The following is a 25653-nucleotide window of genomic DNA, read 5'->3' as shown; positions in this document are numbered from 1 at the left end:
GCTAGGTGATGTGGGAGGGGCCCCGGAGCAATCCGGGCCCCTATCCCGATTCGGATGGTTCCGCTTTCCAGTATTATACGTGAAACGAAAAGACATCCAAATCGAGTGCTTTCGCTTCACGAAGAATTGACTCGTACTGAGCAAACTGTTCCGTCAGCCATGGTGAGACTGTATTCGATCCTCTGAGCTTCGGTTCTGCATTGCCGAGCAAATGCAGTTCGTCGTTGATCAAAGATCGAGTTAAGAATGCCATGCGATCGAATGTGATCGCGTTGAAACCAGTGAACGGAAGGGCAGAGTGCAACACACGAGTGTCGAAAGGAAGTTCCGACCAAACCAAAAAACGCATCTCGTCAGGATTCAGAAATGTTCCCGAATGATCGCAGATAATTTCCAGCACACCAACATAGACGTCAAATGCACGTATAGCCGTCGGATCCATGGTGTCAGAGAGAATCTGTGCGAAGGCGTGCCGAGAATCGATCGGGCTTTCGAGGTTGGACTCGTCTACGCGGTCAAGATCGTCAGATCTCGAATTCAGCAGTTGATTTGCAAAATCGCGGTCTGACCTTGGCAAATCGTCGAGATTAACGCCGAAGAAATGGGTTTCCGGGCAAGCGTATTTAATTGGATCGGCGACTAGCGCGTGATCAGGAACTCGCAACCACGAGTTTGACCCGCATGCTGGATTGCTTGCGAAGAACATCTTGCCGCATTCGGGGCATTTGCCACGATTGAACTTGGAGACGAATCGATTCCCACAATCAGGGCATGGGCGTTCCTTGCCCGCGAACTCGGCGTCAATTAGGTCAGCAGCATGTTGCCAACGTTCTAGTTCTTTTGGATCTCGTGTTTGCATCAAACTCGTAGCGGAACGGTGTAATTATCACCGGTTGGTGAGGTGATAAGCTGATTTCTAGGTTGTTATCGCCGGTTGCACCTTCGGTACGGTCGGTGACACTGCGGGAGTTATCGCCGGTTAGGGCGGGTAGGGAAGGACTTATCGCCGGTAGCTCAAGCCCCGATGATTATGGGGGAAGCCACACCCCAGGTCAAGCTTTTGTGACGTAAGCATTCATGCGCCAAACGCACTGACATCGTTGGAGTAGTCTCGTGAAATAAATTTAGCAGAGCTGTGATCGTTCCGTCTGGGCGTCAGCGGGCTGGCGGGATTGCCGGTGACACGTGCGGAGAGCGGTTGTGGGAGAGTCGGGTGGCCGATGCTTGCGGTCAGTCGCTATTGAGAATGGAATCTAATTGTTCGATCGGTTTGGCGTGTTCAAGACGCCGGTTCGTGCGGCTGAACAATAGAAAGTCCGTCTGGCTATCGGCAAAGAACGTCCACCAGGATCGACGCTCCTAGTGTTTCGGGATCAGTGCGAATTGGTTTGTCACGTATGTCACGTCAGCAAGCCGATGCGTCAGGGGTGTCTGTCGCTTCAAACGGGTGTCGATTGACCGATATGGGGCTCGGGATTATGAGATCACTTGTCGAGGGATCAACCGGACGCTGGCGGCGTTGAATTGATACACTTGGGGCATGAATCAAGAGAATCCATATCAGCCACCATCGCCGACACCGGAGCCCGCAACCGAGCGGGGAATCGACGCGACATTCGGTCCAGACACAGAAAAGGCATTAGCAGGACTGGGGTGCTTTGCGTTCGTTGTTGTGTTCGTCGCTGGAGTGGTTTCGGTGCTGTTGATCGCGGCAATTGATTGGGTGGCATTACGGTTTTTGGAATGACTGGCGAGGTCACAGCGGGCGACAGGTGTGACGACTATCTTCGACCAGCTCTTAGAATAGAGCGGGGTCTTCCGAAGGGAGGCGACAGGCTCCGGGGGTGTGTCCTCGCAGCGGTATACATTGCGTCTTTGCAAAATCCTGCACGCCACCACCACTATCCCCTCCCTGCGTTTCCGTGCGTCCGCACGCGTAGCCGGTATCAAAGTCATCGGCGACGGCAGTTGCATACTGGTGCTGCTGGCTCGACGTTAGCCGCAAAGAAAAACTAGCCGGTGTTTTGCCGAGCCATGGTCCGGAAGATTCTTGCAGGGACCGCGTGCTGAAGTTTCCAGACGATACTCATCGGGCGACTGCCTTGATGCGATAGATGAGTACACGCGCCGAGGTAGTAGTAAGGTACCGAAAGTCCTGAAGGCAACTTCTTGGCCTCGCGAACGAACAGCAGTCGCGTGTAGCCCTTCTCTCGGTGTCGAATATACCGCTGACCCGTCGGCGACTCTGCGGAGGTGATGCTTTGTGACTGCCAATGAAACTGGTCGTGAGAGATCAGATAGTCCTCGTACATTGTGGTCGGCGAGTATTCTTCCTCGGTCTTCTGCAGCGTCACAAAGAATGCATCGACTTTTGATGAAGGCACGTGCAAGACGCCCTCACTCATTCGCGGACGGTTCGCCATCGACCAATGTCCGAGTCCCACCAATATCTCGTCGCGCGTGTACTGGGCATGGATATCTAGGGGTCCAGATTTATCTGGCAAATGTCCAGCGTGTAGCGCGGGTGCATGCTGAAGTTGGTGCTCCAAGATCATTCTTAGATCGCCGAGAGAGGCTTCGTTTTCTCGTAATCGGGCGTTCGCTACATCCACGGACCAATCCAGGCATTGATCCGCCCACAACGTGACATGCAGCATCTCAAGAAGTCGCTGATCCTCATTCGTATTTGCTGGCGTACCGTCGAGCAATTGCAGCAAACGTTGAATTTGGTTTGGTGAATCAATATGGCAAATACGACGAAGCCCCTTTGCCAGACGGCCTCCGGTGCAGATTCACCATTGCCTCGGGTCACCAGCGACTTTCAGCCCTTCGGCGACGCACTCGAGCGAGCCAACGGAATTGCAGCTTTCGCAAACATCGAGGAAAGCAGACGAGAGATCGCTTGGTCCTGAAAGGTGGAATTTCACGTCTAGAATAGCAGCTGCGCAAGAAGCCTAGGCGACGCCTGCACGAATTGATGCCATTCATCTAGGTCAGCAACAAGGCTTCAGCGCGCCCGGAACCAGGTCGCCACCTGACAGGTGATGCGAGTTAGAACTCGTCATCTTAAATTTCTTTTGCGTCGTTGTGCTCTATCGCGGCCAAAATTTCGGCGACGCTGAGAAACCACCTGCTTCAAGAAATCGCAAGCGGAATATGAAAAGAGGCGTTTTGGTGTACCAAAAGCTAATAGGAGACTCGTTCCGTTTCAGCAAGAACAAGCCCAGCCCGAATGGGTAGTCAAGCAAAACTAAACTAAACTAAGTGGGCGATACCGGATTCGAATTAATCGACAAAAACGCCGTAAATTGCGGGGCGAAACCGCAAGGGGACGTTTCGGCGGTTGCATCGGCGGTTGCATTGCGTCCGATTCCATCCGAGTTGGTGGACGTGATCCAGCGTTGGGAAGCCGAACACGGCCGATCAGCGGACTCGGCAGCCGGAGACGTTCGGTAACGCGTTGCAAAAGGTGTTTCCGGTGATCTGTCGTGTCAGCCGGAAAACGCGGTGGGGACGCTGATAGGGGTGCTCTATGGAGTTACAACGCGGGATAGTCTGAAAGGGTGAACGTGGGTACCACGAGCAACCTTTTGGAGCGACGCAAACCCAAGCGGAACGAAAGGTTGCAACACGAACCGGTGTGGCGGCCCCCGTTGCGTTGACGATCCTTGTGTATCTTCACCGTGAAGTATTCCACCGGACCCCAAGCCGGCCGGCCGTTGGTGGTTTGGTCCCCGCGTTTGTGACGATATGATAGGTACAGGCCTTTTGGGTCCTCCGGCAATTCGCGTGTGTCCTACGGTGATCCAGGCCTCAACAGCGGCTAAACACAGTCCGGCGTGTTTGCTACGATGTGGGGGTCAGGGGGAGTTTGTAGCAGGTTGGAGTCGGCCCCCGTCAACGTGGGTCCCGGTAGGAGTCGGATCCCCTATGCGGCAATTGAAAGTCGCATTCGTCATTCAAAAAATCCGTCCGTCCGGTAATTCTTTCCGGGGTTGGGGCGAGTGTGTCGCAAGGTGATGGCGGCCCCGGTTCTTGGGTCCTAACTTGCCTTTCGCGTGGAGGACCTATTTCCCGCTGTCCGGAACTTTTGCATACGGGAAAGTTGACTTAGGACCACCCTACCTACCCCAATGAAAAGTCCGGGTCCTCTTTTGCCCGTTTGACACGCAGTTCCAAACTGCCGCCGCAATCGACCGAGAGACAGTCCGTCCGGAGTTGGGGACCCTGCAATTCTGGTACCTGTCGCGACTATGGACCGCTTGGTTTCGCACGTTCAAGAGAAACCATAATTCCGTGTTTTCTCGCCACAAAATTAGGTTCTCCCAAGGCGGGGCGGCGTGTGTTGCGGGTTTGTCCTCGCGGTTACATCGCAGGCGTTGGCGGAAAAGTCTATACCCCACCACCACCGTTCCCGAGGGTCCTTTCGGTGTGCCCCCTTGCGGGGCATTGCCCGTTCATCGACGACTTTTGTGGCGAGCACTGGCGACGAATCCCGAGTAAGTAAGTTTTATGGTTCGTTGCCCCCGGAACGGGGTTTTGCGGCAATGCTTTGGCTGTGCTGGACGAACGGTTGCGTCCGCGGAACAGGATCATCACAATTATGGTAAGCGGGCTAGTCACCCGCGAATCTGAAACACCGCCGGCTGACCCCGGCGGTTTCCAAAGGTAGGTCGTTCGCTACGGCCGCGCGATTCAACCGGCTGATGGCGTAATCCTTTTCGCCACGGCCGGCTGAATCGGCCTGTTGTTAAAGGGTGCCAATGAAACGCGATAACATATTCTTGAATCGGAAATTCGAGGACGATTATCTCGGCCTCCGGACGCTCGGTACGTTGCCTACGGCAGCGTGCAATGCCGGGAAACGGTGTCGGTTAACTGATTCACACCCGCCCTTCATGGATGTTTTTTCAGATGGTAGTGTTTGGAGGTGCACTGGCACGCTTCGGGCGGTGTATGACAGCAGTCGAGGTGCGCACCTAGGGATGTACTCGCAAGAGGAGCTTCCAACCGCACAATCGAATTCTGGCAACCGGTGCCACGTGTCGTACGGGAATTCTCGCTTTATGGAGTTATATTCTGATGGAATGGAATGGCGTTTTTCAACCAGCCACATCCCCCTAAAAGACGCGAAATCGTTAGATGCTGTATCGGACGATACGCATCTCAAAAAATCAACATTTGTCGAGACCAAAGGCCTGGGTGAATCCCAAGGTGCTGTGCCGCCCACGTGCCCATTTATTCAGTTACCTAAGGTGCTAGACCGTCTCCTGCGAGCAATTTGGGAAACAACGGATTGGAACGCTAGACCACCAAAGGCAAATGCCATTACCGTCGTCTTAGCGGTTTGGCGGGATGAAGAAAAACTATCGACTACACTCCGCCCAACCATTAGCCGATTGAATGATGCATTTTTGGCCACTGAGCCGCTCGTTGATTTAAATTTTGCGACTAGTGGAGATTGGGTGATCGTCGAATATCATCCAGCTCAATAATCTTTATTTGTTGCAAAATCTGAAACCGTTTTGCAACTAGCTACTCGCCATCCTGACACCACCTCAAACAAAAGGATGGTGCCAAATGGCAAATCTAGTTTCTGAACCGCTTGAATTGGTTCCAAAGTCCCGGACGGTCCGGGTTGAATTGGGAAAACGATTGCGGGAACTTCGATTACTTCGACGATTGTTGCGGCTGTCTGAAGCTGTAGACCAAGAGCGATCCCCTGTCGAATTACGGGAGGATAAGGCTCGTGGCTAAACTCTCTTCTACGTCCGTCATTGCTTTCGCACGTCGTCGGTTTCTGCGGCTCTTACAAGACGGCCCAACTACGTTTACTGATGCAATTCACGGACTTTCGTTGCCTGATGACTTAGACGGCCGCGTGTTCGGTGCGATGGTCGCCCAGCTCCATCGGGATCGGATCATTCGGCCTGTGGGCTACGTTCCGTCTGGCAACCGTTGTTGCCATTCTCGACTTTGGGAACTAGTGGATGATTCGATTGGGGGTGCGAAATGACACTCTCGGATTTGAGTCCTGTCGATATGGAAATGCTTGCCGATGCGGTGGCGGATCGTGTTGCTGATCGCTTAGCTAACCGCCGGCGATTATTGACCCGCCATGAATTGTCCCAAGTGATCGGTGTTTCGGTGGCGAAGCTGGACACGATGTTGCGGGACGATGAATTGCCGGTCATCCGTGTTGGCCGCAAGGTGCTGTTTGATCCGCACGCGGTGATAGCACACTTGGCGAACAATTCGTAGCGTGTGAGATTCCATGCGAGTCTTACAACAATTACGCGGACGTCCACCACCGGCCGCGTTCGGAGCGAACTCGGCAACAAAAATAGGCTCGAAACCGTTCTGGTTGTAGCCGCTAAATATCTTCATTCTTTAATCAGCGGCGGCCGGCATCGCCACGAACGATGCCGGCCGCAATAGGAATCTAACTATGGACCATGATAACAAACCCGAGAGTCGAGCACGTAAACGGATCCCCAAGTCCAGCAAACAATCCGAGGGCGATGCCCCCGTGTTGTTCACGGACGAAAACGTGGATGACGACAACGGCCCCGAGACTCCGCCGCCGGCTGGGAATCCCACGCCAAAGTTGCCACCGGATCCGTTTGACCCCGCGTCGCTTCGGATCAATCCTAATACGGCCGCCGGAGCGGTTGGGGTAAAACGAAAACTTGTCACCGTGAAAGTTGGCAAGCCGGACAAAATGGAATTTTGTCGCGTTCACCCGGATCCCGCGTTCCGTATCGAGACGGCGATTGTCGAGGACAAGACGAACCGCGAAACGTATTTGGTAGCTCCGGCTTTGTGGGCGTCGTTGCCGGACTTCATCACGTTGGTGCGGTTGTGTGTGGCGGTGAATCGACACGGTACAACCTTCCTCTGGCAAGCGAAATTGCCGGACCCCAACGGACGGCCGATGGATTGGCATACGTCGATGCTCGAAGCGCAGGAGCTTGCGACGAAAAGTTGGGTCCGTGTCCAGGCGGATATGAACGCGGGATCCTACGCAGTGTTCGAGGCAACGGGTAACTTGCCCGAGCCCGAGTGGCCGGAACTGTCGCTCCGCGAAATTTTGGAGCTGGCGTTCAAAACGCGGTTTATCGATTCGATGAATCATCCCTACTTGCAAGAGCTGTTTGGGGCCGCGTAATGGATTGGCTGAACCGATTTGATGCGGTTTGGCTTATCGACTTTGAATTCTCACAACCACCAGGCGAGCGGCCGCGTGTCGCTTGCTTGGTGGCTCGTGAGTTTCATTCTCGGCGGCTACTCCGAATCTCGATGGACGAACTTTTGGAAATGGGGCAACCACCGTTTGACGTTGGCGAGCGTTCGTTGTTTGTCGCTTACTTTTCATCCGCTGAGTGGAATTGCTTCCTTGCTTTGGGGTGGCCCGTTCCTGTTCGCGTACTCGATTTGTTTTGTGAGTTTCGCTGCTTGCTGAATGGAAGGACTCCACCGGCGGGGCGGGGGCTACTTGGTTGCTTGGCCTACTTTGGGTTCGATTCCATGCTTGCCAGTGAGAAAACGGAAATGCGTGAACTGGCAATCCGTGGCGGTCCGTTCACCCGCGACGAAATGGTGGCGTTGTTGGACTACTGTCAAATCGACGTCGATGCGTTGGGTACGCTACTGCCCGCCATGATGCGCGTGATCGACTTTCCCCGAGCAATCCACCGCGGACGCTATATGCGGTCCGTGGCGGCGATGGAAACGGCCGGGGTGCCCATCGATGTGGAAACGCTGGCGTTGTTCCGTCGGCAATGGTTGGCAATCAAGCGGCAACTTATCGCGGCTGTCGATCAATCCTTTGGCGTGTTCGATGGCGACACGTTCAAACAGGATCGGTTTGCGGACTACTTGATCCGGAATCGGATACCGTGGCCCACCACCGATAGCGGCCGTTTGGCATTGGATGACGAGACGTTCCGGCAACAGGCGAGAGCCTATCCACAAGTTTCGCCATTGCGAGAGCTCCGCCATGCGTTGTCCGAAATGAAGCTGGAAAAGTTGGCCGTCGGATCGGACGGCCGCAACCGCGCAATGCTAAGTCCGTTTGCGAGTCGATCCGGTCGCAATCAACCGAGCAACAACAAGTTCATATTCGGTCCGTCGGTTTGGTTGCGTGGTTTGATCAAGCCGGCCGTCGGACGGTCCATTGCCTACGTCGATTGGTCGCAACAGGAACTCGGCATCGCGGCTGCGTTGTCGCAGGATCCCGCGTTGGGGCAAGCGTATGCGTCCGGTGATCCCTATTTAGAATTCGCCAAGATGGCCGGAGCTGTGCCACCGTCGGCAACAAAGAAAACTCACCCGAACGAAAGGTCCGCGTACAAAGTGTGCATGCTTGCGACGCAATACGGGATGAGCGAACACGGTTTGGCCGCGAAGCTAAACAAGCCGGTAGCCTTTGCGAGAAACCTACTCCGGCGGCATCGTGAGACGTTCCCCGTGTTCTGGCGTTGGTCGCAATCCCAAGTTGATACGGCCATGCTTACAGGCCAGTTGCAAACCGTGTTCGGTTGGCCGATTCACACAATCGGGGGTGACAATCCGCGTTCCCTTGCAAACTTTCCGATGCAAGCGAACGGTGCGGAAATGTTGCGGTTGGCTTGCTCGATGGCGACGGAATCGGGCATCACGGTTTGCTGTCCTGTGCATGATGCAATTTTGATCGAGTCGGACTCAGCGCAGATTGACGAAGCGGTGGTGCAAACACAGTCGATCATGCGTGAAGCCGGCCGGATCGTGCTGGACGGATTCGATTTGGAGTCGGACGCCAAAGTGGTCCGGGATCCGGAGCGATATATGGATGACGACCGGGGGCAGGAAATGTGGGACCGCGTGTTCCGGCTTGCTACTGAGGCGGATAACAAACATAGGACGTAGTGAGACGTTCAACGGAACGCTGTGTCCAAATTGGGGAACGCTGTGTCCTGTGATCGGCCCGTTATGTCCCACCCGTACCCCCATCTATTTAGTTTTCTTGTTAGGTATCTCATTAAGAATCTTCTTATGAAGTATGGAAACCCGATGAACTTGGAATCCTTCACCGCCGGCCCCAGTGACGTGGCGGCATTGTTCACCGTTCGTGGCGAGAGACGCGTTGATAAGTCCGGCAAGGGAAAGCTGGCGTCGGCCCCGTTGCCGAAACACGGTCCCGGTGAACGCTTCATCCGTGGTCCGATCCCACTGGCATGGTTCAAACTGGCATCGGGGTGCGGAAGGCAAGCGGCCGCGGTTGCTGTGTTGCTTTGGTATGCGGCCGGCTACCAACGTCGAAACCCCGTGAAGTTGACACCCCAAGTCCTCGCGGAACTTGCGGTCCACCCGAAAACTGCAAGACGGATCTTGGGGGTAATGGCGGATCGTGGCTTGGTGTTGGTGGAAACGAAACGGGGGCGGTCCCCGATGGTGACAATCGTTTCACCCGAATCGGCCCCCGTTGCCGATTGAAAACTTGGTACACTCGAAATCGCAACGGCTAGTCCGACGGGGCGAAAACCGGGCATCATCACCCGGCCCGCCGTTGCTCTCTTACCTTTGATGACGTGAAGGATGAATCACGATGGCAAGTTTACGTTTTGAAGATGACCGCGGCCGGCAAGGGTGGCGTTTGCAGTTTCGCGATGTTGAAAAGCGAAACCGGACGCTATGGCTCGGCAATGTCCCCGAGTGGAACGCTCAGCAAGTTAAGCAACACGTCGAACATTTGCTTGACCGCGTGAAGAAAGGGCAACCGCCGGAAATGGTGACGGCCGATTGGCTTAGCACTCTCGACAAGGACTTTCGTAACAAGTTGGCGAAATGCGGTTTGTGTGAAGCTGTCGAGAAACGTGTCGCCCGAGTTTTGACGGTGGCCGCGTGGTTGGACGAGTATTTGGCGGAACGTACCGACATCAAGCCGGGGACGTTGAGCACGTATGAAAAGACGCGGGACAATCTGGTAACTCATTTTGGCCGCCGGCGTTTGCTTCGCGACATCACGCCCACGGATGCCAAGAAATGGCGAACGTGGTTAAAGTCCCACGGGAACCGCCGGGACAAAAAACAGGGGCGAACGTCGATGGCCGAAGATACCGTCCGCAGGCGAACGGGGATGGCGAAACAATTTTTTGACGAAGCGGTGGAACGCGGGATCATCGAAGCTAACCCGTTCGACAAATTGCCGACCACCACCGGCGGTAATTCCGCGCGTCAATTCTTCGTGACCCACCAGGCGATTGAAAAGTGTATTGAGCAATGCCCCGATGTGGATTGGCGAACAATCATTGCACTGGCAAGGTACGGCGGTTTGCGTTGTCCATCGGAATTACTGCGGTTGCGGTGGTGCGATGTGAACTTGCCCGAGGGTCGCATGGTGATCCATGCGAGTAAGACCGAGCACCATGCGGATGGTGGTGTCCGCGTGTGTCCCATCTTTGTCGAGCTCCGCCCATTCTTAGAAGCGGCCGAAGCTGCGGCCCCCGATGGAACCGAGTATGTGATCAATCGGTATCGCTCGGCCGCACAGAATCTTCGGACGCAATTCGAGAAGATTATCAAGCGAGCTGGCTTGGTCCCGTGGCCCCGATTGTTCCAAAACTTGCGGGCATCTCGCGAAACGGAATTGATGGCCCAGTATCCATCGAAGGACGTGGCGAGCTGGCTTGGCAACACGGTTACGGTTGCGATGAAGCATTACGCGATGGAAACCGAGGCGGCATTTAAAGCGGCATCGGATCCCAATGCTAAACGGTCCGGATCGGCCCACCGCGAAGATACCGCAAACGGCGGTTGCACTGGCGGTTGCATTCCGGGTCTATCTGGCGTTATTGGTGCAACCGCCGATGCAACCGCGGACGGTGTTTTAGCTGGCGATTCACGCGTTTTTATCGTCCAGGATAGCGCTGGACATTACTATCTGATGGGCGATACCGGATTCGAACCAGTGACCTATGCCGTGTGAAAGCATCGCTCTAACCAACTGAGCCAATCGCCCCTGTGCCGTGCAAGACAGCCTTTTTTTGCGTCTCCTGTCCGTGCTCGTTCCACACGGAGTTGCACGATTCCGACGCTCGTGCCGTGCATTGAAGCGTGCATGGTATACTCTGCAAAATCGAGTCGCAAGGTCTGTTCATCCCGAGAATGAGCGATCATTGCCGATTCTATCCAAGCGGAATTCGTCAAGAAGTTAAGCTTCGATAGAGCTTGGCGAAAGTGTTGACGCCCCAACTGCCGGTTATCAGATCGGTTCTAAAACGTCCCGCGATTGCCTGGGGCGGGGCCTCCTCGGCCCCAGTGGCGATCTGTGGAGGAGAGTGCTGGAATTGACCGGCCAACCACCTTGCGTGCAATGATGCATTGATTTCAGATTGATGCATTACGTCATGGTATTTTTTCAATGCAGAACAATGGTCCCAATGGTTCTACAAATCTCGCATGCTTCGTGAGTGAAACAATTGGGACAATTGTTCTACAAATTCTGCAATTGAAACCTCGGGAAACCCAAGCCAGATGTCCAAACAACTCCACAAGCGACTTTCCACCGATATCCACTTGTTAGGTGATTTGTTGGGAAAGGTGATCCGCCGCCAAGCAGGGGTCAACGCGTTCGAACTTGAAGAGCGTTTTCGAGCGTTGTCTAAAGTGAGGCGACACGATCAAGACTCGGCGGACGAAGTTGCCACGAGGATCGCTCAGGTCGTGGATGAACTGGATTTGCAGCAGATTTGTGAAGTGGCTAGAGCCTTTACACTCTACTTTCAACTGATCAATGTCGCCGAAGAGCACCACCGCGCGAGAGTGCTGCGGGCGCGGATCAAGGCGGAATCGCCGCGACCGATTGCCGAGTCGATTCGTGCTGCTGTCGCGGAACTTGCGGACGCGGGTGTCGACGAACTGCAGATGCAAGACATTTTGCAGGGACTGCATATCGAGCCCGTTTTCACAGCGCACCCCACCGAAGCCAAACGCCGTACACTGATCTCGAAATTGACACGGATCGAAGAAGGCCTCCGTTATCTTGATGAGATGAACCTACTGCCCGCAGACGAAGCACGCGTGAAGCTGGCGATGTTGTCGGAGATCAGCATCATGTGGCTCACGTCCCAGGCTCGTCAGGCGAAGCCTACGGTTACCGACGAAGTCAAAACGGGGCTTTATTATTTCGATCAAACGATTTGGGACGTCGTTCCAAAAATCTATCGTGAGATGGAAGAAGCACTTGCCGAACACTTTCCCTCGGCGAAACTCCCCAAGCGATTTTTAACTTTCGGCAGTTGGATCGGTGGCGACCGCGATGGCAATCCGAACGTCACGGCGTTTGTCACTGCGGAAACCTTACGACTGCATCGCGGAATGGCATTGTCGCGGCACGGTGAGACAGCTGGTGCGCTGACGCGGACGCTTAGCCTCAGCGAGCAATTGCACACGCCTGCGGAGGAACTGCTCGAATTGCTCGGGCAGGAATTGGCGGGCAACTCGGGACATGTGAAGTTTCTAGCCGAGCAGTATCCGGACGAGCCTTATCGATTACTCGCTGCGGCGTTGAAAGAGGATTTGAACGATGCCAATCATGATCCCGTCAAATCGCGATTGTTGGAAAACGACAACTCACCGATGGCCGATATACGCACGGCTGCGGATCTGCTGAGACCACTTGAAAGCATTGACCTGAGTTTGCGCAACGGACGTACCGATGCAATCGCAGATGCTCAGTTGAAAGACGCATTGATTCAAGCCAACGTTTTTGGTGTGAATGTGGCACGACTGGATATTCGTCAGTTCAGCGATTACCACGATGCGGCGTTGGCAGAAATCTTTGCGAAGCTGGGGATCTCAGCGAATTATCTGGAACTCACTCCCGCGGAACGAGCGGACTTGTTGACGTCGCAACTTGCCAGCGACATTCCCGAGATTGGTGAGCCAGGTGACTACACCGAAACGACATCCGAACTAATGCAATTATTCCAGGTCATCGCGCGAGCGGTGGAGTTGTATGGTCCGGAGATGATCGGACCGTATATCATCAGCATGTCCAAGGACGTCGACGATGTACTCGCGGTGTTGCTGTTGGCAAAGTGGTACGGACTCTGTCAGCGCAGTGATGGCAATCCACTCGCACTTCCCGCGATCACTCCGTTGTTCGAGACTCGCGACGACTTGAAAAACGCGCCGGACGTGATGACAAAGCTGTTCACTCATCCCGCGTACCGCGCACACCTAGCGGCGCAGGCAATGGAACAGAACGTGATGATCGGCTACTCCGACAGCAACAAGGACGCTGGCTATCTGACGGCGACCTGGGAACTGTATCAGGCCCAGGATTTGCTGACGCGATGCTGTCGCGAGCACGGTGTTGCGTTGACAATTTTTCACGGTCGCGGCGGTACGGTTGCCCGCGGCGGAGGTCCGGCCAACCGTGCGATCCTGGCCCAGCCGCCGGGTTCAGTCGAAGGGCGTATTCGCATCACCGAACAAGGCGAAGTCATCAACGACTATTACTTCCACCCCGAGATCGCTGCTCGGCATTTAGAGCAACTTGTTAGCGCGGTGCTGGTCGCTTCAACGCCAGCTCACAAGCGAAAGGCGACACCGAAAAAGTCTTGGGTGGACGCAATGGAAAAGCTTTCGGCCACCGCCTTTCTCAGCTATCGCGAGTTCATCTACGAAACGCCTGCGTTGTTGCAGTATTGGCAGGAGGCGACTCCTATCAACGAACTGAGCAGCATGCGTATCGGGTCGCGTCCCGCCCGGCGAAAAGGGGGCGACGTCCTCGCCGGCTTGCGGGCAATCCCGTGGGGATTCAGCTGGATGCAGAGTCGCCATAATCTTCCCGCGTGGTATGGCGTCGGCCAAGCGATCGCTGCTTTTGTCGGCACGGGTAATGAGGCAGAGAAAAATCTGGGCCTGCTACAGGAGATGCACCGCCACTGGCCTTTCTTTCGCGCGATGACGGATAATCTGCAGGTAGCACTTGGCAAGGCAGACATGGGCATCGCACGCCGATATGCCGATTTGGTCACCGATGTGGTGGTGCGGGAAGAAATTTATGCGTCGATCAAAGCTGCATACTCGCTGACCGAGCATTGGGTGCTACGCGTTGCAGAGCAGCGAACGGTTCTGGAGAATCAGCTAACGCTACAGCGGTCGATCCGATTGAGAAATCCCTACGTCGATCCGCTTAATTTCTTGCAGGTGCGATTGTTGAAGCAAATGCGGGAACAGAGCGGCGGCAGCGAAGATCCTGCCTTGCAACAAGCGTTCTACATCACCATCAACGGCATCGCCGCCGGCTTGAAGAACACCGGCTAAAGTGCACATGCGTTGCCATCGAGATAAGCCAAAAACGGCTGGAGGCTGCTTTTATTGCAGACCATTCCAGCCGTGGGCGATTCAGGAAAAGCACAAGACTAGGCCGGAGGTTTGAACTTGGGAGCCGATGGCTCTTCGGTCTCTTCCTCTGGCTCGTCCAGCTTGGTTGATGAAGGTGCGTCCAGCGTTAATGCTCGCTTGGCTTCGTATTCCGCCTCACGAAATTGTTGCTGAACATCGTTGAGAGTGCGTCGCACATCGCGGTAGCTGCTGCCAAATTTGCGAGCAACCTCAGGGAGATTGCCACCAAACAACACGACCGCGATGACTCCGATCACCATCAACTCAAATGGTGATAAACCAAACATGTTACGCCTTCCCGCTTGGCGAGTGAGTCTCGTCCTCTTCGTCGTCCGTCGTTTCCGCCATACCTCGTTTGAACTCGTTCGCACTGCGACCGAGGTTTCGCATCAAACTAGGCAATTTAGCTCCGCCGAAAAGGACCAGTGCAATCAACAGCACGATCATCAATTCGGGAAGTCCAGGGAAACCGAATGCCAGCACCATGCACTGCGTAAACATCGACATCATTAACATTTTTTGCTCCGCTACCGAGGCTCTTGAAGGAGAATCCTGACGCAAACTTCGGCGAAAGCGGGTAGGTCGATCGACACGCAAGGGTGCCGAACACCTCCAGAACCGATGGTCGGGGATGGATGGGGGGCGAGCAACTTCGCTCGCGTTGACCCCATTGTATTGTCCGGATCGCGAGAGTCAAAGTCCCGTGGTTCAAAAATCAGATTCACTGTCTACTTGGGGTCGGATTTTGACGCTTTTTTTCGATTACAACGCCCCGGCGGGCGAGTTCCACCCATGCTTTCTGATTTATGGCCCATCATTTCAAGTGTTTTGGGCGTCTTTCTGGTCATCGGCATCGGCGCTGTTTGCCGCCAAACCGGTTGGTTGACGCGAAAGGCCGACCAGTCGCTCGCCAATCTGACCGCGAAAGTTCTGTTGCCGGCGCTATTTGCCAACCGGATTCTCGCCAGCGATCAGCTGAGCCAGTTCGCAACCGCGTGGTTCCCACCGTTTTTTGGATTTGGCACCACTGCAATCGGCCTTGGGGTCGGGTTCTTGTTCGCTCGTCGTTTTGGGCATTGGATCGGCTTGGACAGTGACTCAAAGCAGCGAACGTTTGCCCTTTGCGTCGGTATCTGTAACTACGGTTACATTCCGCTGCCGTTGGCCCAGCGATTTTATCCAGCAGCCGAGGTCGATCTTATTCTGCATAACGTCGGTGTCGATATGGCGCTGTGGAGTATTGGCATCGCGGTAATCGGTGGCGCCAGCGGCAGTGGGTGGCGGCGAGCCGTGCTGAGTGCCCCCGTCGTGACGGTTATCATCGCGGGATTGATGCGGCGATTTGGGCTCGAGCAGTTTGTTCCTGATTCCTGCATCAGTGCGATCGAGATGCTCGGCAACTGCGCGGTGCCCATGGGGTTGTTGCTCAGCGGCGCGATCATTGTCGATTATCTGAAGGAAACCAAATGGGCGGGCTCGGGCATCGAGATCGGCTGCGCCATCGCAATTCGCCAGCTTGTGCTGCCCGTGTTGATGCTTTTGATTGCGACACTGATTGCGAGTTTCTCAGGTCTGATGACGATCAATATGAAGCAGGTTGTGATGTTGGAAGCCGCAATGCCCGCTGCCGTTTTCCCGATTGTGCTTGTGCGGTTATACGAGCGAGATACTTCAACCGCATTGCGAGTGGTGCTGTCGACTTCCATCGCAGGTCTGCTACTGGTGCCCGTTTGGCTTGGAATCGGCAAGTGGTGGTTTGGCGTTTGATCGAAGCGATGGCGAATACACGCATCGTCCTTTTGTTAGCGGCACATCGCGAGCGGGATGTTGATTGCTCGAAATGCAAATCGCAGTAGTGAGCCGTGGGCCGTGAGGCACCGGGTAATACGCGAGCCCCGAACGCTCATTCGCGAGCGGCTCGCTAAATCGACAGCCCGCAAGCTCGGCTGTCCAATGATTTCGTTTTCCCCGTATTGGTGGCCGACGGCGTTAGCCGCGGGCTGCTAATTCTTTGCAGTTGTCATCGGATATTCGGGGTGAGTTTTTCTTCCGGCCGATACTGCAGTTACCTCTCCACCGACGAAGAGACTGCTGATTTAGTGCAACATCAGCCCTGTCCTGTTAGCCGTTTGGGCCAACGCTGTGAAGCAATTTTTGGTAGCGGAACACAGCTTTGCGTTTCGTAGCTACGCTCGCCAGAGCGTGGATGGTTGGCGTCCATTACGATTCTCCACCTTCTGGCGAAGTTCCTTACCAGAAAATGCTTGACAGCGTTCCGTTTGGGCGCTAGTGCCGGTTCAGTGGTGACGAAACCGTGGCTAGCGCCAAAACGGCTAACTAAATCAGCAGTTTCCGAAGTTGGTGGAGAGGTGGCAGAAAATCGGCGCAACTAAGAATTGCAACAAGCCTAACGTTGTAGCAGTCTTGCGTTGGCCACGGGCCTCGTATTGCCAACGGTCTAGCGAGCGGCGGCCCGACGCTAGCGAGTTCGGTTCACAAAAGGGGACAGTCGAATTTGTGCCGCACCGCAAATCGCAAAAATAACAAAGTCGTTTTGTGTTTAAGCAGCGGGTGACGGGTCCGCGCATGAAAGAAGCCGGGCGTGCCTCAACTCGGTGCACGCCCGGCCTCATTGTTTAGTCTGCCGTGACTCTCCGTATTAGTTCAATTTTCCAGCGAAACGATCGTGGCTTCCAAGCGTGATCCGCCCACCATCCTGGTCGGCGATTGCCATCGGTGCTCCTGGCATTTCAACCCTGGGACATCTTGTCCTGTAAACGCGAATCCGTGCGTCGACCGAAATGTTCGTTGCGGCAATGAAGTTCGTTTTCAATCTCCCTAATCACCCGTCCGTGCGTACTCGGTTCTTGTTTCTTTATCTCGGTTCAACGGGTTGCAATATGCAGAATCCTTCCGCGGAGCAACCTTGATTGAATCGGAAACGACACTATGACAATTGATTCGCTAATCCATGCGAATGAGATTGAAAAGAGTGTTGTTCGTGTTTTCCAGTTCGAACGTGTGGCAAAAAACGCGACATCCTGTGGCGTTTTTTGCTTTGTTCGAGTTTGCCTAACTCAGGGACGGCATACTAAGCGACCAAGCGAAGGTCTTCATGCAAGATGCGTTCGCGAACGCCATCGATGAATTCTTCGAAGATGCGAATGTCAAGCGCGGAGGCTGCACCACACTCAGGATGGAACTGGGTTCCTAAAGCGAACCAGTCCATCATTTCACTTTCGATCGCTTCGACGACACCATCGGGGCAGCGTGCGGTGACGCGGAAACCGGGAGCAACTTCGTCGATCGCCATGTGATGGCGGCTGCTAACACGAATTTCGCCGTCGCCGTAGACGCGGCCAACTAACGAATCGCTTTCCACGTTCAGCGTGTGGCGGTGGTTGGCGTCGTGAGGGTCAAAGTGTGGGACTGCGGTGGGCAGGTCCTCTTTGATGTCCAAAAATAGGTTTCCACCTTGATGGACATTCAGCAATTGCATACCAGTGCCGATTCCCAGTACAGGAACGCGGCGTTCGGCAAGTTCAGCGATGATTAATCGGTCGCTGGTTTCACGAACAGGATCCAACGGGCGAACCGAAGGATGCAACATAAAGCCATCATTGCGTGGGTCCAAGTCGGCTCCGCCGATCATGATAAATCCATGCAAGTTCTCAATCGCGGTGTGGATCGAATCCGCATCGTCCATGGGCGGCAATACAACGGGAATCCCACCCGCGGCGATCACCGATTGAAAATATCCTGCTGCGATGTAACTGTAGGCTGGTACGTTACGAGCGGCAGCACGAAAGTCGGCATTCATGCCGATCAAAGGCTTACACGTCATCCGAAAGTTCCTCTTCGAAGATCGCGAGTGATAGAAAACGCGTTGCAAAAATCATTTCGCAACATGTGGCAGCGGAAAACAATTCAGAGAAGATCATGTGATAAGGAATGTTTGCGATGTCAGTGAGTGCCGTCTTGGCTTTCAACCCATCGTGACGATCAGTCAATTCCCGATAAAGTAAGTATTGGAGAGGTTGCTTACTTGTATTCGGTAAACCCATCGTTGTGTTCCGCCGGAAGTAACACACGTTGTGTCACTTCTGGTGCGGCGAAACTTTATGCGGGTATGCGAACAATGCAAACCCTTTTTCCTAGCTAGGGGGATTTCGCTGTCGCTAGCACTACATGCGGTGCTAGCAAATGGGCTCGGTTGCTAGCAAGGGGCGGTTTTCCGCATCCAAGTGAGATCCTGGTCAGGCACGGTGTTGTTCGCTATAAATGCACCAACACCAACGCAGCCAACGACTTAGGACTTGAGCGTGAGATTTAGCAACGTTTGCCTCGATGCAATCGGTACCGAGATTCCCGAAGAGATTTGGACAAGTGACGCGTTAGAGCACAGGCTCGAGCCGCTTTACAGCCGTTTAAAACTTCCTGAAGGACGCTTGGCGTTGATGAGCGGGATCGACCAACGGCGTGTCTGGCAGAAAGGAACGATGCCCAGTGAGCCGAGTGTTCGCAGTGCTCGAAGAGCGATGGAGGCATCCGGAATCGCCCCGGAGCGGATCGGTTGTCTGATTCACGCCAGCGTGTGCCGTGACTTTCTAGAGCCCGCAACGGCCTCGAGGGTTCACCATGAACTGGGGCTGCCATCGAGTTGTTGGGTCTACGATGTTTCGAACGCTTGTTTAGGCGTGATGAATGGCGCGGTGCAAATCGCGATGATGATCCAAGCGGGCGTGATCGAAGCGGGCATTGTGGTTGGGACTGAGAACAGTCGACCGCTACTGGAGCAGACCATTGCCCAGTTGAATGCCGATCAAACGTTGACGCGTCAAAGCGTGAAACCTGCCTTTGCTTCGCTCACGATTGGTTCAGGCAGTTGCGCGTGGTTGCTGGCTCACCGTGATGTCGCCGGATCGGGTGCTGCGAGTCGCGATCAAGAGCCGACATTGTTTGACACCGCGATCGCCGAAGCACGCACCGAGTTTCATGATCTGTGTCGCAGTGACCAGGATTCGGCCGGCGCGGGAATGACGCCGTTGATGGATACGGATTCCGAGCGGTTGATGGCCGAAGGCATTGCAACGGGCGCCGCTGCGTTTGATCGATTGTTAGAGGAGTCGACTTGGACACGATCGAGCATTTCGCGATCAGTGTGTCACCAGGTCGGTTCGCGGCATCGAGTTGCGATGTTAGAAGCGATGGGACTTTCTCAGGAAAACGACAGCGTGACGTTTCCGTTTTTGGGTAACACCGGTTCGGTCGCGCTGCCGTTGACGCTTGCCGCTGCGGCCAAGCGAGGTGATCTGAACAGCGGAGATCAAGTGGCGATGTTAGGGATCGGCTCGGGGATCAACAGCGTAATGATTGCAGCAAAATGGGGCGATACGAAGGTCAGCGGCAACATCGACGCGATCTTGTAAGGTAATGTGGTGTCGACCCTGGCCGCTCACGCGTCACGGCTCACTAAATCGCAGTCGTGAGCCGTGGGCCGTAAGGCACCGGGTAACGCGTGGAACCTGGCCGCTCACGCGCGAGCGGCTCACCAAATCACAGTGGTGAGCCGTGGGCCGTAAGGCACCGGGTAACGCGTGGAACCCGGCCGCTCACGCGCGAGCGGCTCACCAAATCACAGTGGTGAGCCGTGGGCCGTGAGGCACCGGGTAATGCGTGGAACCCGGCCGCTCACGTGTGTATCCGAACCATTGTTAGAACGGGACGACCCATTTTGAACGACGAAGTGCTGGCGTTCTTGTCTCTGCTGCCGATCATTGCCGTGGCTGTTTTCTTAGTCATGCTGCGATGGCCGGCAAGTCGTGCGATGCCGCTCGCGTACGCAGTTGCCTGTGGATTGGCACTTTTGGTTTGGCGAGTCGACGGATGGCAAGTCGCTGCGGCCAGCGTCAAAGGGCTGGTTGTCGCTGCGGAGCTGCTGTACATCATTTTCGGAGCGATCTTATTGCTCAATGTGCTGGGTAAAAGCGGTGCCTTACGAACGATTCGAAAGTCGTTTCAAGACATCTCACCGGACCGCCGTGTCCAAGTCATCATCATTGCCTGGTTGTTTGGCTCATTTATCGAGGGTGCGGCCGGTTTCGGAACGCCCGCAGCCGTCGCCGTGCCACTGTTGGTTGGCCTTGGTTTTCCCGCGATGGCAGCAGTGGTTTCGGGAGTGGTGATCCAAAGTACTCCGGTTTCGTTTGGAGCCGTCGGAACTCCCATTCTGATTGGGGTCAGCAGCGGCTTGGCAGGCGAAGGGACAATCGACGGCTTTGCGCAGAGCCACGGATTCGCGGACGGTGGGTCGTTGTTGTCGTTGATCGGTTTGCGAGTGGCGATGCTGCATGCGATCGCGGGAGCGTTGATTCCGATGTGGTTAGTGGGATTGATGACGCGTTTCTATGGCGAGAACCGTTCGTTCAAAGAAGGCCTGGCAATCTGGCCTTTCGCCCTGTTTGCGGCCTTTGCGATGACGATTCCGTATGTGTTGGTTGCTTGGTTGTTGGGGCCCGAGTTTCCATCGTTGGTTGGCGGATTGTGTGGTTTGGCGATCGTCGTTCCTGCCGCGAAGGCTGGATTCTTGATGCCAAAAGCGGATGCGATTTGGGATTTTCCCGATGCGGAAAAATGGCCGGACGAGTGGTCAGGTCAACCACTCGCTTGTTCGCAGGAGGATACGAAACTCGAGGGCGACACGAGGCCGATGGGATTGATCGCGGCCTGGTCACCGTATGTGATCGTGGCGGTGTTACTTGTTATCACACGACTCGAGTCGTTGCCGGGGATGGAAGTATCGCCAGTCGAGTGGGTGAAGTCGTTTACGGTGCCGTTACAGGATATTTTTGGCACCTCGATCTCGGAGATCATCCGTCCGGTCTATTTGCCCGGGACTGTCTTCGTGATAGCGTCGTTGATCGCCGTGCTGTTTCAGCGAGTGCCCACGCGATTATGTGCGGAGGCTTGCAACGCATCATTTCGCACGGTGTTGAAAGCGTCCGTGGCATTGGTGTTCACTGTGCCGATGGTCCAAGTTTTTATCAACAGCACCAACGGGGCAGCCGGCTACGAGTCGATGCCCATCGCGTTGGCCGAAGGAGTCAAGAATACGGTCGGAGACGCGTGGCCCGTGTTTGCCACGTTTATCGGCGGTTTTGGGGCATCGATCGCTGGCAGCAACACGGTCAGCAATATGATGTTCTCGTCGTTTCAATACAACGTTGGTGAGAAACTCGGTGTTGATCCCGTTTGGATCGTGGTGTTGCAAGCGGTCGGTGGTGCAGCGGGGAACACGATTTGTGTTCACAACATTGTCGCGGCATCGGCCGTGGTCGGGTTGATCGGCAAAGAGGGAGTGATCATCCGCAAAACCCTGCTGGTGTTTACGTATTACGCACTGCTGCTAGGGCTGATTGGCTACGCGATTGTGTGGTGGTAGCCCATTTGTATGGTGGTAGACCAGCCATCAAGCACTGAAATCGATGTGCGGCGGCGGTTCATCATCCGACGCAGTTGGCTGAACAGAGTCAGCGTGGTTGGTTTCTTCTTCGTCCACGGTCGCTTCGTCGTGAGACTGTTCCTCTGCGTCGTGTTCTTTGGCTCGTTCGAAGGTGTCGTACATTTGCCGGCCATCACCACCGCGGTCGTGCGTTTGTTCACTCGAATCGATCGCACTTGCCTCGGCGGTTTTGCCCCCCGGGTTCTCAGCAGTTGCCTGTCGCTTGGTCGCTTCGGCTGCTTGCGAGTCGGATTCGCCACCTCGAGCGGCGGCCCGTGCCGTGCCTGCGACGGACGCCGCGGCGGAGCTAGGATTGACTTGCATGATCGAAAACCTCGCTGAAGATAAGAAAACGGAGGTTCTGAAAAAAGGATCGTGCTAACGAAACCAGTTTCCAAATCCGCGTGGGGACTCTTGCGTTGCTTCGGGAGTGGTATTGCCTGGATTATTCAAAGAGGGGTTAGCATTGGTGATCGTCGGGATAAAACGCTCGAGTGTTTCGCCGACGCCTTCAAAGGCACGACGTTCGATCGTGGGTGCGTGAATTGGCCCCTTCACGTCGATCGTCCAAAGCGTGTATTTTTCGCCTCGTAAAGGTCGGATGATTTGCGTGAATGCGTTCTGAGGACTCACACGTGAATTGAACGACAGGTCGAGTTCGCGGCGACCGTCGAGGGATCCGCTGCCCTCGAGTGCAACCCAGTCACCCCATATTTTTAGCTCATTGAAGTTGATCGTGTCGCCAAAAATGCTGAATTGCACCGTGCCATCGGTAAATGCGACGTCTTCGGTCGGTTTAATACGCAATTGATTGAGTACTTGGACGATCAGCGGCAATTGATAAAGGTTGGCCTTGGTGACTTCGGCCGAGCCGGTGCCTTTCAGGAATTCGAGCGTGCCGAGGCTGCCTTCGAGCGACGCCCTTCCTGAGAATTGGCCGGTCATATCGTTGTCGATATGGCCAAAATCGGCCAGGATCGTCGGCACTTGTGCTTCGCTGACCGCGATGTCGACATCAAAACTGCCTGATGAAAGTTCCAGGTCACCACGCAATTCGATCACACCGTCAAAGATGCGGCCCGTGATCGATCGTGTCGGCGCGGGAATCGGGTGAGACGAGGTTGAAGTTAAATGAGAGGAGGCAAGATCGCTACGCACCCCTAATTTTAAAACATCGTCGACCACGGTGAATGGGCCTTGGATCGACGTGATCTGCAGATCATCGACATGCATCGAGTCGATATGCACATCGCCTGCAGCACGGATCCCTTGCTGGTCTCTGCTACCGACGACGGAGATTTCACCACGCAGCGAGTGAACGGGGCCCACATCGGCAATGCGATTGCCTTCGAGTTGCAATGCGACGTCCCAGTGAATGAGGGGTTCGAGGAAATCGGCATCAGGAAGCGTGATCTTTGTTTGCCCTCTCAGACTGACTGGGCCACGCAATTGCAATCGCCTCATCGCTTCACGCATCTCGTTCGGCAATGCCGAGATCAACTCGGAATCGGGATTCAATCGGCTGCCGCCTTTTAAGTTCAGCGTCAAGTCCCAGCGTCCCGTCGGGCCTTGGACACAGAAACCGTCGGCGGCCAAACGCGTCGCACCGTGTTGACCGTTCAGTGAGTCGATGTAGACCTTGGCGCCATCGTAGCGAACGGTACCGCTGCTGATGTCGATTCGATAGGGCAGAGAACAAGGTCGCAAGCTGAGCGTTCGGTTGTTGATTTGGTTAGCGTAGATTTGCCGGGCGGTTAAATCGATTTGCAAAGGATCCGAGTGTTCTTGTTGCGTGACCCAAACATCGGCTTCGTCCAGCACCCCGCCTGGGGCGAGCGAGTCCCAAGTGTGTTGGGCTGACTCGGGCAGCGAGGATCGCAGCGCATCATCCATCGGGATGTTGGTGGTTTGGAATACCAGTGCAAGCTGAGGCGGAACTTCGACGCCGCTGCCGGAATCGGAGATGCGGAACAGGTTAGGGTCGGCCGACGGTTTGGGAATTCGGTAGGTGCCTTCACAACGTACGATGCCCGAGTTTGCACTGAGTCCCCGGAAATCGGTGATTCGCACCACGTCTTCGTTGACCTCGATCCGCCCATCCACGTTGTACAGCGGATAAGCAAATTTTTCGTACCGCAAGTGTCCGTCGATGATCCGCAAGTCAAGTTGACGAGTGGCGCGTCCATTGGCGTCGGTGCCAAACATCGCACTGGCCAGATGCACGGACCCACGAGGCCGCAACGAACGCACAAACGATTCCAGAGCGGATTGCGGAGCACCGCGATGCGAGAGCGATTTGATTAACGAGTTATCGATGGCGACGGGACCATCGGCGGCCATCACAAACGTTTTCTCATTGGTGATGCCCGGTCGAATGGGCAAACGAAACGCACATTGCATACGGTGGCTGTCAATGCGTCCGGTTAACGATTCACTGGACGCAATGCCGTCTCGAATCTCGACTCGTCCGACAAGCTGGTGTACTGGATAGGGAAACTTTTCGTAACGGATGTCGACGCCTTTGCAGATCACTTCGGCGTCCGCGTCCCAGAGTCCCGAGCGGCACGTCACATCGGCTTTGACATCAATCCGGCCTTGTGGTTGCAGATGGTCCCAGCCACGACGAGCGTTCTCCGAAAGGACGGCTGAAAATTGATCGTCCAACAGTAGCCCGTTGGTGGCGACCTTCAAATCGGCGTCCATCGGCCAGCGATTGCCTCGTAGTTCCCCATGAACACGAACCACCGCTTCACCGAGCGATGCCTGCGAGGCTTCGATTTGGACCGAGTGCGGTTCGGCGACGAACACTCCTCGCAATTGCGTGATTGGTTTGGGCAGTTTCGCGTGCGTGAATTGGCCTTCGTGGATCGTCGTTCGAACACGGTAATTCCACTCGTGGCCCGGTGCGCGGTAAAGCGAGCAAGAGAGGTCGCATACACATTGCAATCCGCGTGCGTCCAATAACGACTGTTGCAGATTCGTCGGCAAACGATCAATCAGATCACGATGGATCGTCGCACCTCGAATCGAGCAGCGAATATCGCTCGCACCGTCGATGTTTTCCCATTGGATCTGAAATGAGTCGGCAAGGTCGCCTGCGCCCTTGCCAGTCAACATACGGTCAACACCGCCATCCATACGCTGGGTGTTGATCAGGGTCAGCTCAGCAATCTCGGTGCTAACGGGGCGTTTCGTTGCCAGTGGATCGTACCAGTTGATCGTCGCCCGCAGCACGTCGATACGAGGAGCCTCGGGCCCCAGTTTTGGTAACGGCATCAACGAGATCAGCGATGGAGTACCATCGTCATCGAGCGCGACATTTGCATGCAATCCCGAAATGGCAACCCGATTGGTGGTCAGCGGGACCTCTTTGTCCAACAGTTTCTCGGGATGAATATTGGCAACAACGACCAGTTGCTCAATGCGGACCATCTCGCGAAGCGGCGGTGCGATCGCCGTTGGATTGGAGACGATAATGTCTTCAAAAATCAGTCCAACGGAACTCTCAAAACGGCCTCGACCGATCGAAACATCGTAGCCGACGTAGTGGTCTTGCAGCTTCTTTAGCAGATGCCGTCGAGCTTGTTCCCCAAGCGTGTCGGGAGCGAGCATCGGGAAAACTGTAATGAGTGTTGCCAAAATCAGCGCAGCCCACACCCATCGCGCTAATGCACGCGATGTTTTGGGTTTCGGATCGGATTTTGACCCAGCCAATCGCAAACAGCCTATTCACAAACCAAGGGCATCCATGTCCCCTG

Annotated in this window: 22 protein-coding genes, 1 tRNA gene and 1 pseudogene; 15 read left to right on the top strand and 9 right to left on the bottom strand. The window is 55.1% G+C overall.

The genetic code is table 11. The features are described from left to right. Window positions 1-73: 73 nt before the first annotated feature. Window positions 74-859: a hypothetical protein gene (locus tag SH528x_RS24750; protein ID WP_442506122.1), complete on the bottom strand. Its 786-nt coding sequence runs from the start codon at window positions 857-859 to the stop codon at window positions 74-76. A gap of 681 nt (window positions 860-1540) precedes the next feature. Between SH528x_RS24750 and SH528x_RS24745 the strand changes: the two genes are divergently transcribed. Beyond that, the gene (locus tag SH528x_RS24745; protein ID WP_442506121.1) at window positions 1541-1747 is read left to right on the top strand and encodes a hypothetical protein; all 207 of its coding nucleotides are present in this window, start codon (window positions 1541-1543) and stop codon (window positions 1745-1747) included. 265 nt (window positions 1748-2012) lie between these two features. On the opposite strand, the gene SH528x_RS24740 is transcribed toward SH528x_RS24745, so the two are convergent. After that, window positions 2013-2726: a DUF3427 domain-containing protein gene (locus SH528x_RS24740; protein WP_442512171.1), complete on the bottom strand. Its 714-nt coding sequence runs from the start codon at window positions 2724-2726 to the stop codon at window positions 2013-2015. Between the two features lie 538 nt (window positions 2727-3264). Between SH528x_RS24740 and SH528x_RS24735 the strand changes: the two genes are divergently transcribed. The 10 genes and pseudogenes from SH528x_RS24735 (at window position 3265) to SH528x_RS24690 (ending at window position 10871) form a co-directional block, all read left to right on the top strand. Next, a complete protein-coding gene (locus SH528x_RS24735) occupies window positions 3265-3456 on the top strand; it encodes a hypothetical protein (RefSeq protein ID WP_442506120.1) in 192 nt (63 codons plus the stop codon). Between the two features lie 1610 nt (window positions 3457-5066). After that, complete coding sequence (locus SH528x_RS24730; RefSeq protein ID WP_442506119.1) at window positions 5067-5495, top strand: hypothetical protein; 429 nt, start codon at window positions 5067-5069, stop codon at window positions 5493-5495. 517 nt (window positions 5496-6012) lie between these two features. Beyond that, window positions 6013-6261: a hypothetical protein gene (locus SH528x_RS24725; RefSeq protein WP_442506118.1), complete on the top strand. Its 249-nt coding sequence runs from the start codon at window positions 6013-6015 to the stop codon at window positions 6259-6261. 187 nt (window positions 6262-6448) lie between these two features. Continuing rightward, the gene (locus SH528x_RS24720) at window positions 6449-7168 is read left to right on the top strand and encodes a hypothetical protein (RefSeq protein ID WP_442506117.1); all 720 of its coding nucleotides are present in this window, start codon (window positions 6449-6451) and stop codon (window positions 7166-7168) included. After that, a complete protein-coding gene (locus tag SH528x_RS24715; protein ID WP_442506116.1) occupies window positions 7168-8907 on the top strand; it encodes a DNA polymerase in 1740 nt (579 codons plus the stop codon). Before SH528x_RS24720 ends, SH528x_RS24715 begins: the two co-directional genes overlap by 1 nt. Window positions 8908-9033: 126 nt before the next feature. Then, the gene (locus tag SH528x_RS24710; protein WP_442506115.1) at window positions 9034-9474 is read left to right on the top strand and encodes a hypothetical protein; all 441 of its coding nucleotides are present in this window, start codon (window positions 9034-9036) and stop codon (window positions 9472-9474) included. Between the two features lie 95 nt (window positions 9475-9569). Next, complete coding sequence (locus tag SH528x_RS24705; RefSeq protein WP_442506114.1) at window positions 9570-9746, top strand: hypothetical protein; 177 nt, start codon at window positions 9570-9572, stop codon at window positions 9744-9746. 20 nt (window positions 9747-9766) lie between these two features. Then, window positions 9767-10642: pseudogene (locus tag SH528x_RS24700) on the top strand (tyrosine-type recombinase/integrase); the annotation flags it as partial. Beyond that, entirely contained in the window at window positions 10582-10728 is a 147-nt protein-coding gene (locus SH528x_RS24695) for a hypothetical protein (RefSeq protein WP_442506113.1), read from the top strand. The pseudogene SH528x_RS24700 and the gene SH528x_RS24695, both read left to right, overlap by 61 nt. A gap of 17 nt (window positions 10729-10745) precedes the next feature. Beyond that, complete coding sequence (locus SH528x_RS24690) at window positions 10746-10871, top strand: hypothetical protein (RefSeq protein ID WP_372722773.1); 126 nt, start codon at window positions 10746-10748, stop codon at window positions 10869-10871. A 54-nt stretch (window positions 10872-10925) separates the two neighbouring features. On the opposite strand, the gene SH528x_RS24685 is transcribed toward SH528x_RS24690, so the two are convergent. Beyond that, window positions 10926-10999: transfer RNA gene (locus SH528x_RS24685), tRNA-Val, on the bottom strand. A gap of 515 nt (window positions 11000-11514) precedes the next feature. Between SH528x_RS24685 and ppc the strand changes: the two genes are divergently transcribed. After that, complete coding sequence (gene ppc, locus SH528x_RS24680) at window positions 11515-14313, top strand: phosphoenolpyruvate carboxylase (protein WP_442506112.1); 2799 nt, start codon at window positions 11515-11517, stop codon at window positions 14311-14313. 98 nt (window positions 14314-14411) lie between these two features. On the opposite strand, the gene SH528x_RS24675 is transcribed toward ppc, so the two are convergent. Both SH528x_RS24675 and tatA read right to left on the bottom strand, forming a co-directional pair. After that, the gene (locus tag SH528x_RS24675; protein WP_442506111.1) at window positions 14412-14681 is read right to left on the bottom strand and encodes a Sec-independent protein translocase subunit TatA/TatB; all 270 of its coding nucleotides are present in this window, start codon (window positions 14679-14681) and stop codon (window positions 14412-14414) included. A 1-nt stretch (window position 14682) separates the two neighbouring features. After that, window positions 14683-14904 (bottom strand): twin-arginine translocase TatA/TatE family subunit, encoded by a 222-nt coding sequence (gene tatA, locus SH528x_RS24670; RefSeq protein ID WP_442506110.1) that lies wholly within the window; start codon window positions 14902-14904, stop codon window positions 14683-14685. A gap of 282 nt (window positions 14905-15186) precedes the next feature. Between tatA and SH528x_RS24665 the strand changes: the two genes are divergently transcribed. Then, window positions 15187-16161, top strand: coding sequence for an AEC family transporter (locus tag SH528x_RS24665; RefSeq protein ID WP_442506109.1), 975 nt, complete (start codon window positions 15187-15189; stop codon window positions 16159-16161). Between the two features lie 1324 nt (window positions 16162-17485). Here SH528x_RS24665 and SH528x_RS24660 read toward each other — a convergent pair. Next, window positions 17486-18238, bottom strand: coding sequence for a gamma-glutamyl-gamma-aminobutyrate hydrolase family protein (locus SH528x_RS24660; RefSeq protein ID WP_442506108.1), 753 nt, complete (start codon window positions 18236-18238; stop codon window positions 17486-17488). After that, window positions 18228-18458, bottom strand: coding sequence for a hypothetical protein (locus tag SH528x_RS24655; protein WP_442506107.1), 231 nt, complete (start codon window positions 18456-18458; stop codon window positions 18228-18230). The genes SH528x_RS24660 and SH528x_RS24655 overlap by 11 nt, the downstream gene beginning before the upstream one ends. A 258-nt stretch (window positions 18459-18716) precedes the next feature. Between SH528x_RS24655 and SH528x_RS24650 the strand changes: the two genes are divergently transcribed. After that, window positions 18717-19823 (top strand): 3-oxoacyl-ACP synthase III, encoded by a 1107-nt coding sequence (locus SH528x_RS24650; RefSeq protein WP_442506106.1) that lies wholly within the window; start codon window positions 18717-18719, stop codon window positions 19821-19823. Window positions 19824-20128: 305 nt separating this feature from the next. After that, window positions 20129-21835, top strand: coding sequence for an L-lactate permease (locus SH528x_RS24645; RefSeq protein ID WP_442506105.1), 1707 nt, complete (start codon window positions 20129-20131; stop codon window positions 21833-21835). 27 nt (window positions 21836-21862) lie between these two features. Here the strand turns inward: SH528x_RS24645 and SH528x_RS24640 are convergent, their stop codons facing one another. Together SH528x_RS24640 and SH528x_RS24635 are read right to left on the bottom strand one after the other, a co-directional pair. Continuing rightward, window positions 21863-22219, bottom strand: coding sequence for a hypothetical protein (locus tag SH528x_RS24640; protein WP_442506104.1), 357 nt, complete (start codon window positions 22217-22219; stop codon window positions 21863-21865). A 54-nt stretch (window positions 22220-22273) separates the two neighbouring features. Further along, on the bottom strand, window positions 22274-25507 hold the full coding sequence (locus SH528x_RS24635; RefSeq protein ID WP_442506103.1) for a hypothetical protein: 3234 nt from the start codon (window positions 25505-25507) through the stop codon (window positions 22274-22276). Window positions 25508-25653: the final 146 nt, after the last annotated feature.

It is taken from the genome of Novipirellula methanifontis, from assembly GCF_052161655.1.
Taxonomy (GTDB): domain Bacteria; phylum Planctomycetota; class Planctomycetia; order Pirellulales; family Pirellulaceae; genus Novipirellula.
This window is presented reverse-complemented; position numbering and strand designations above follow the sequence as displayed.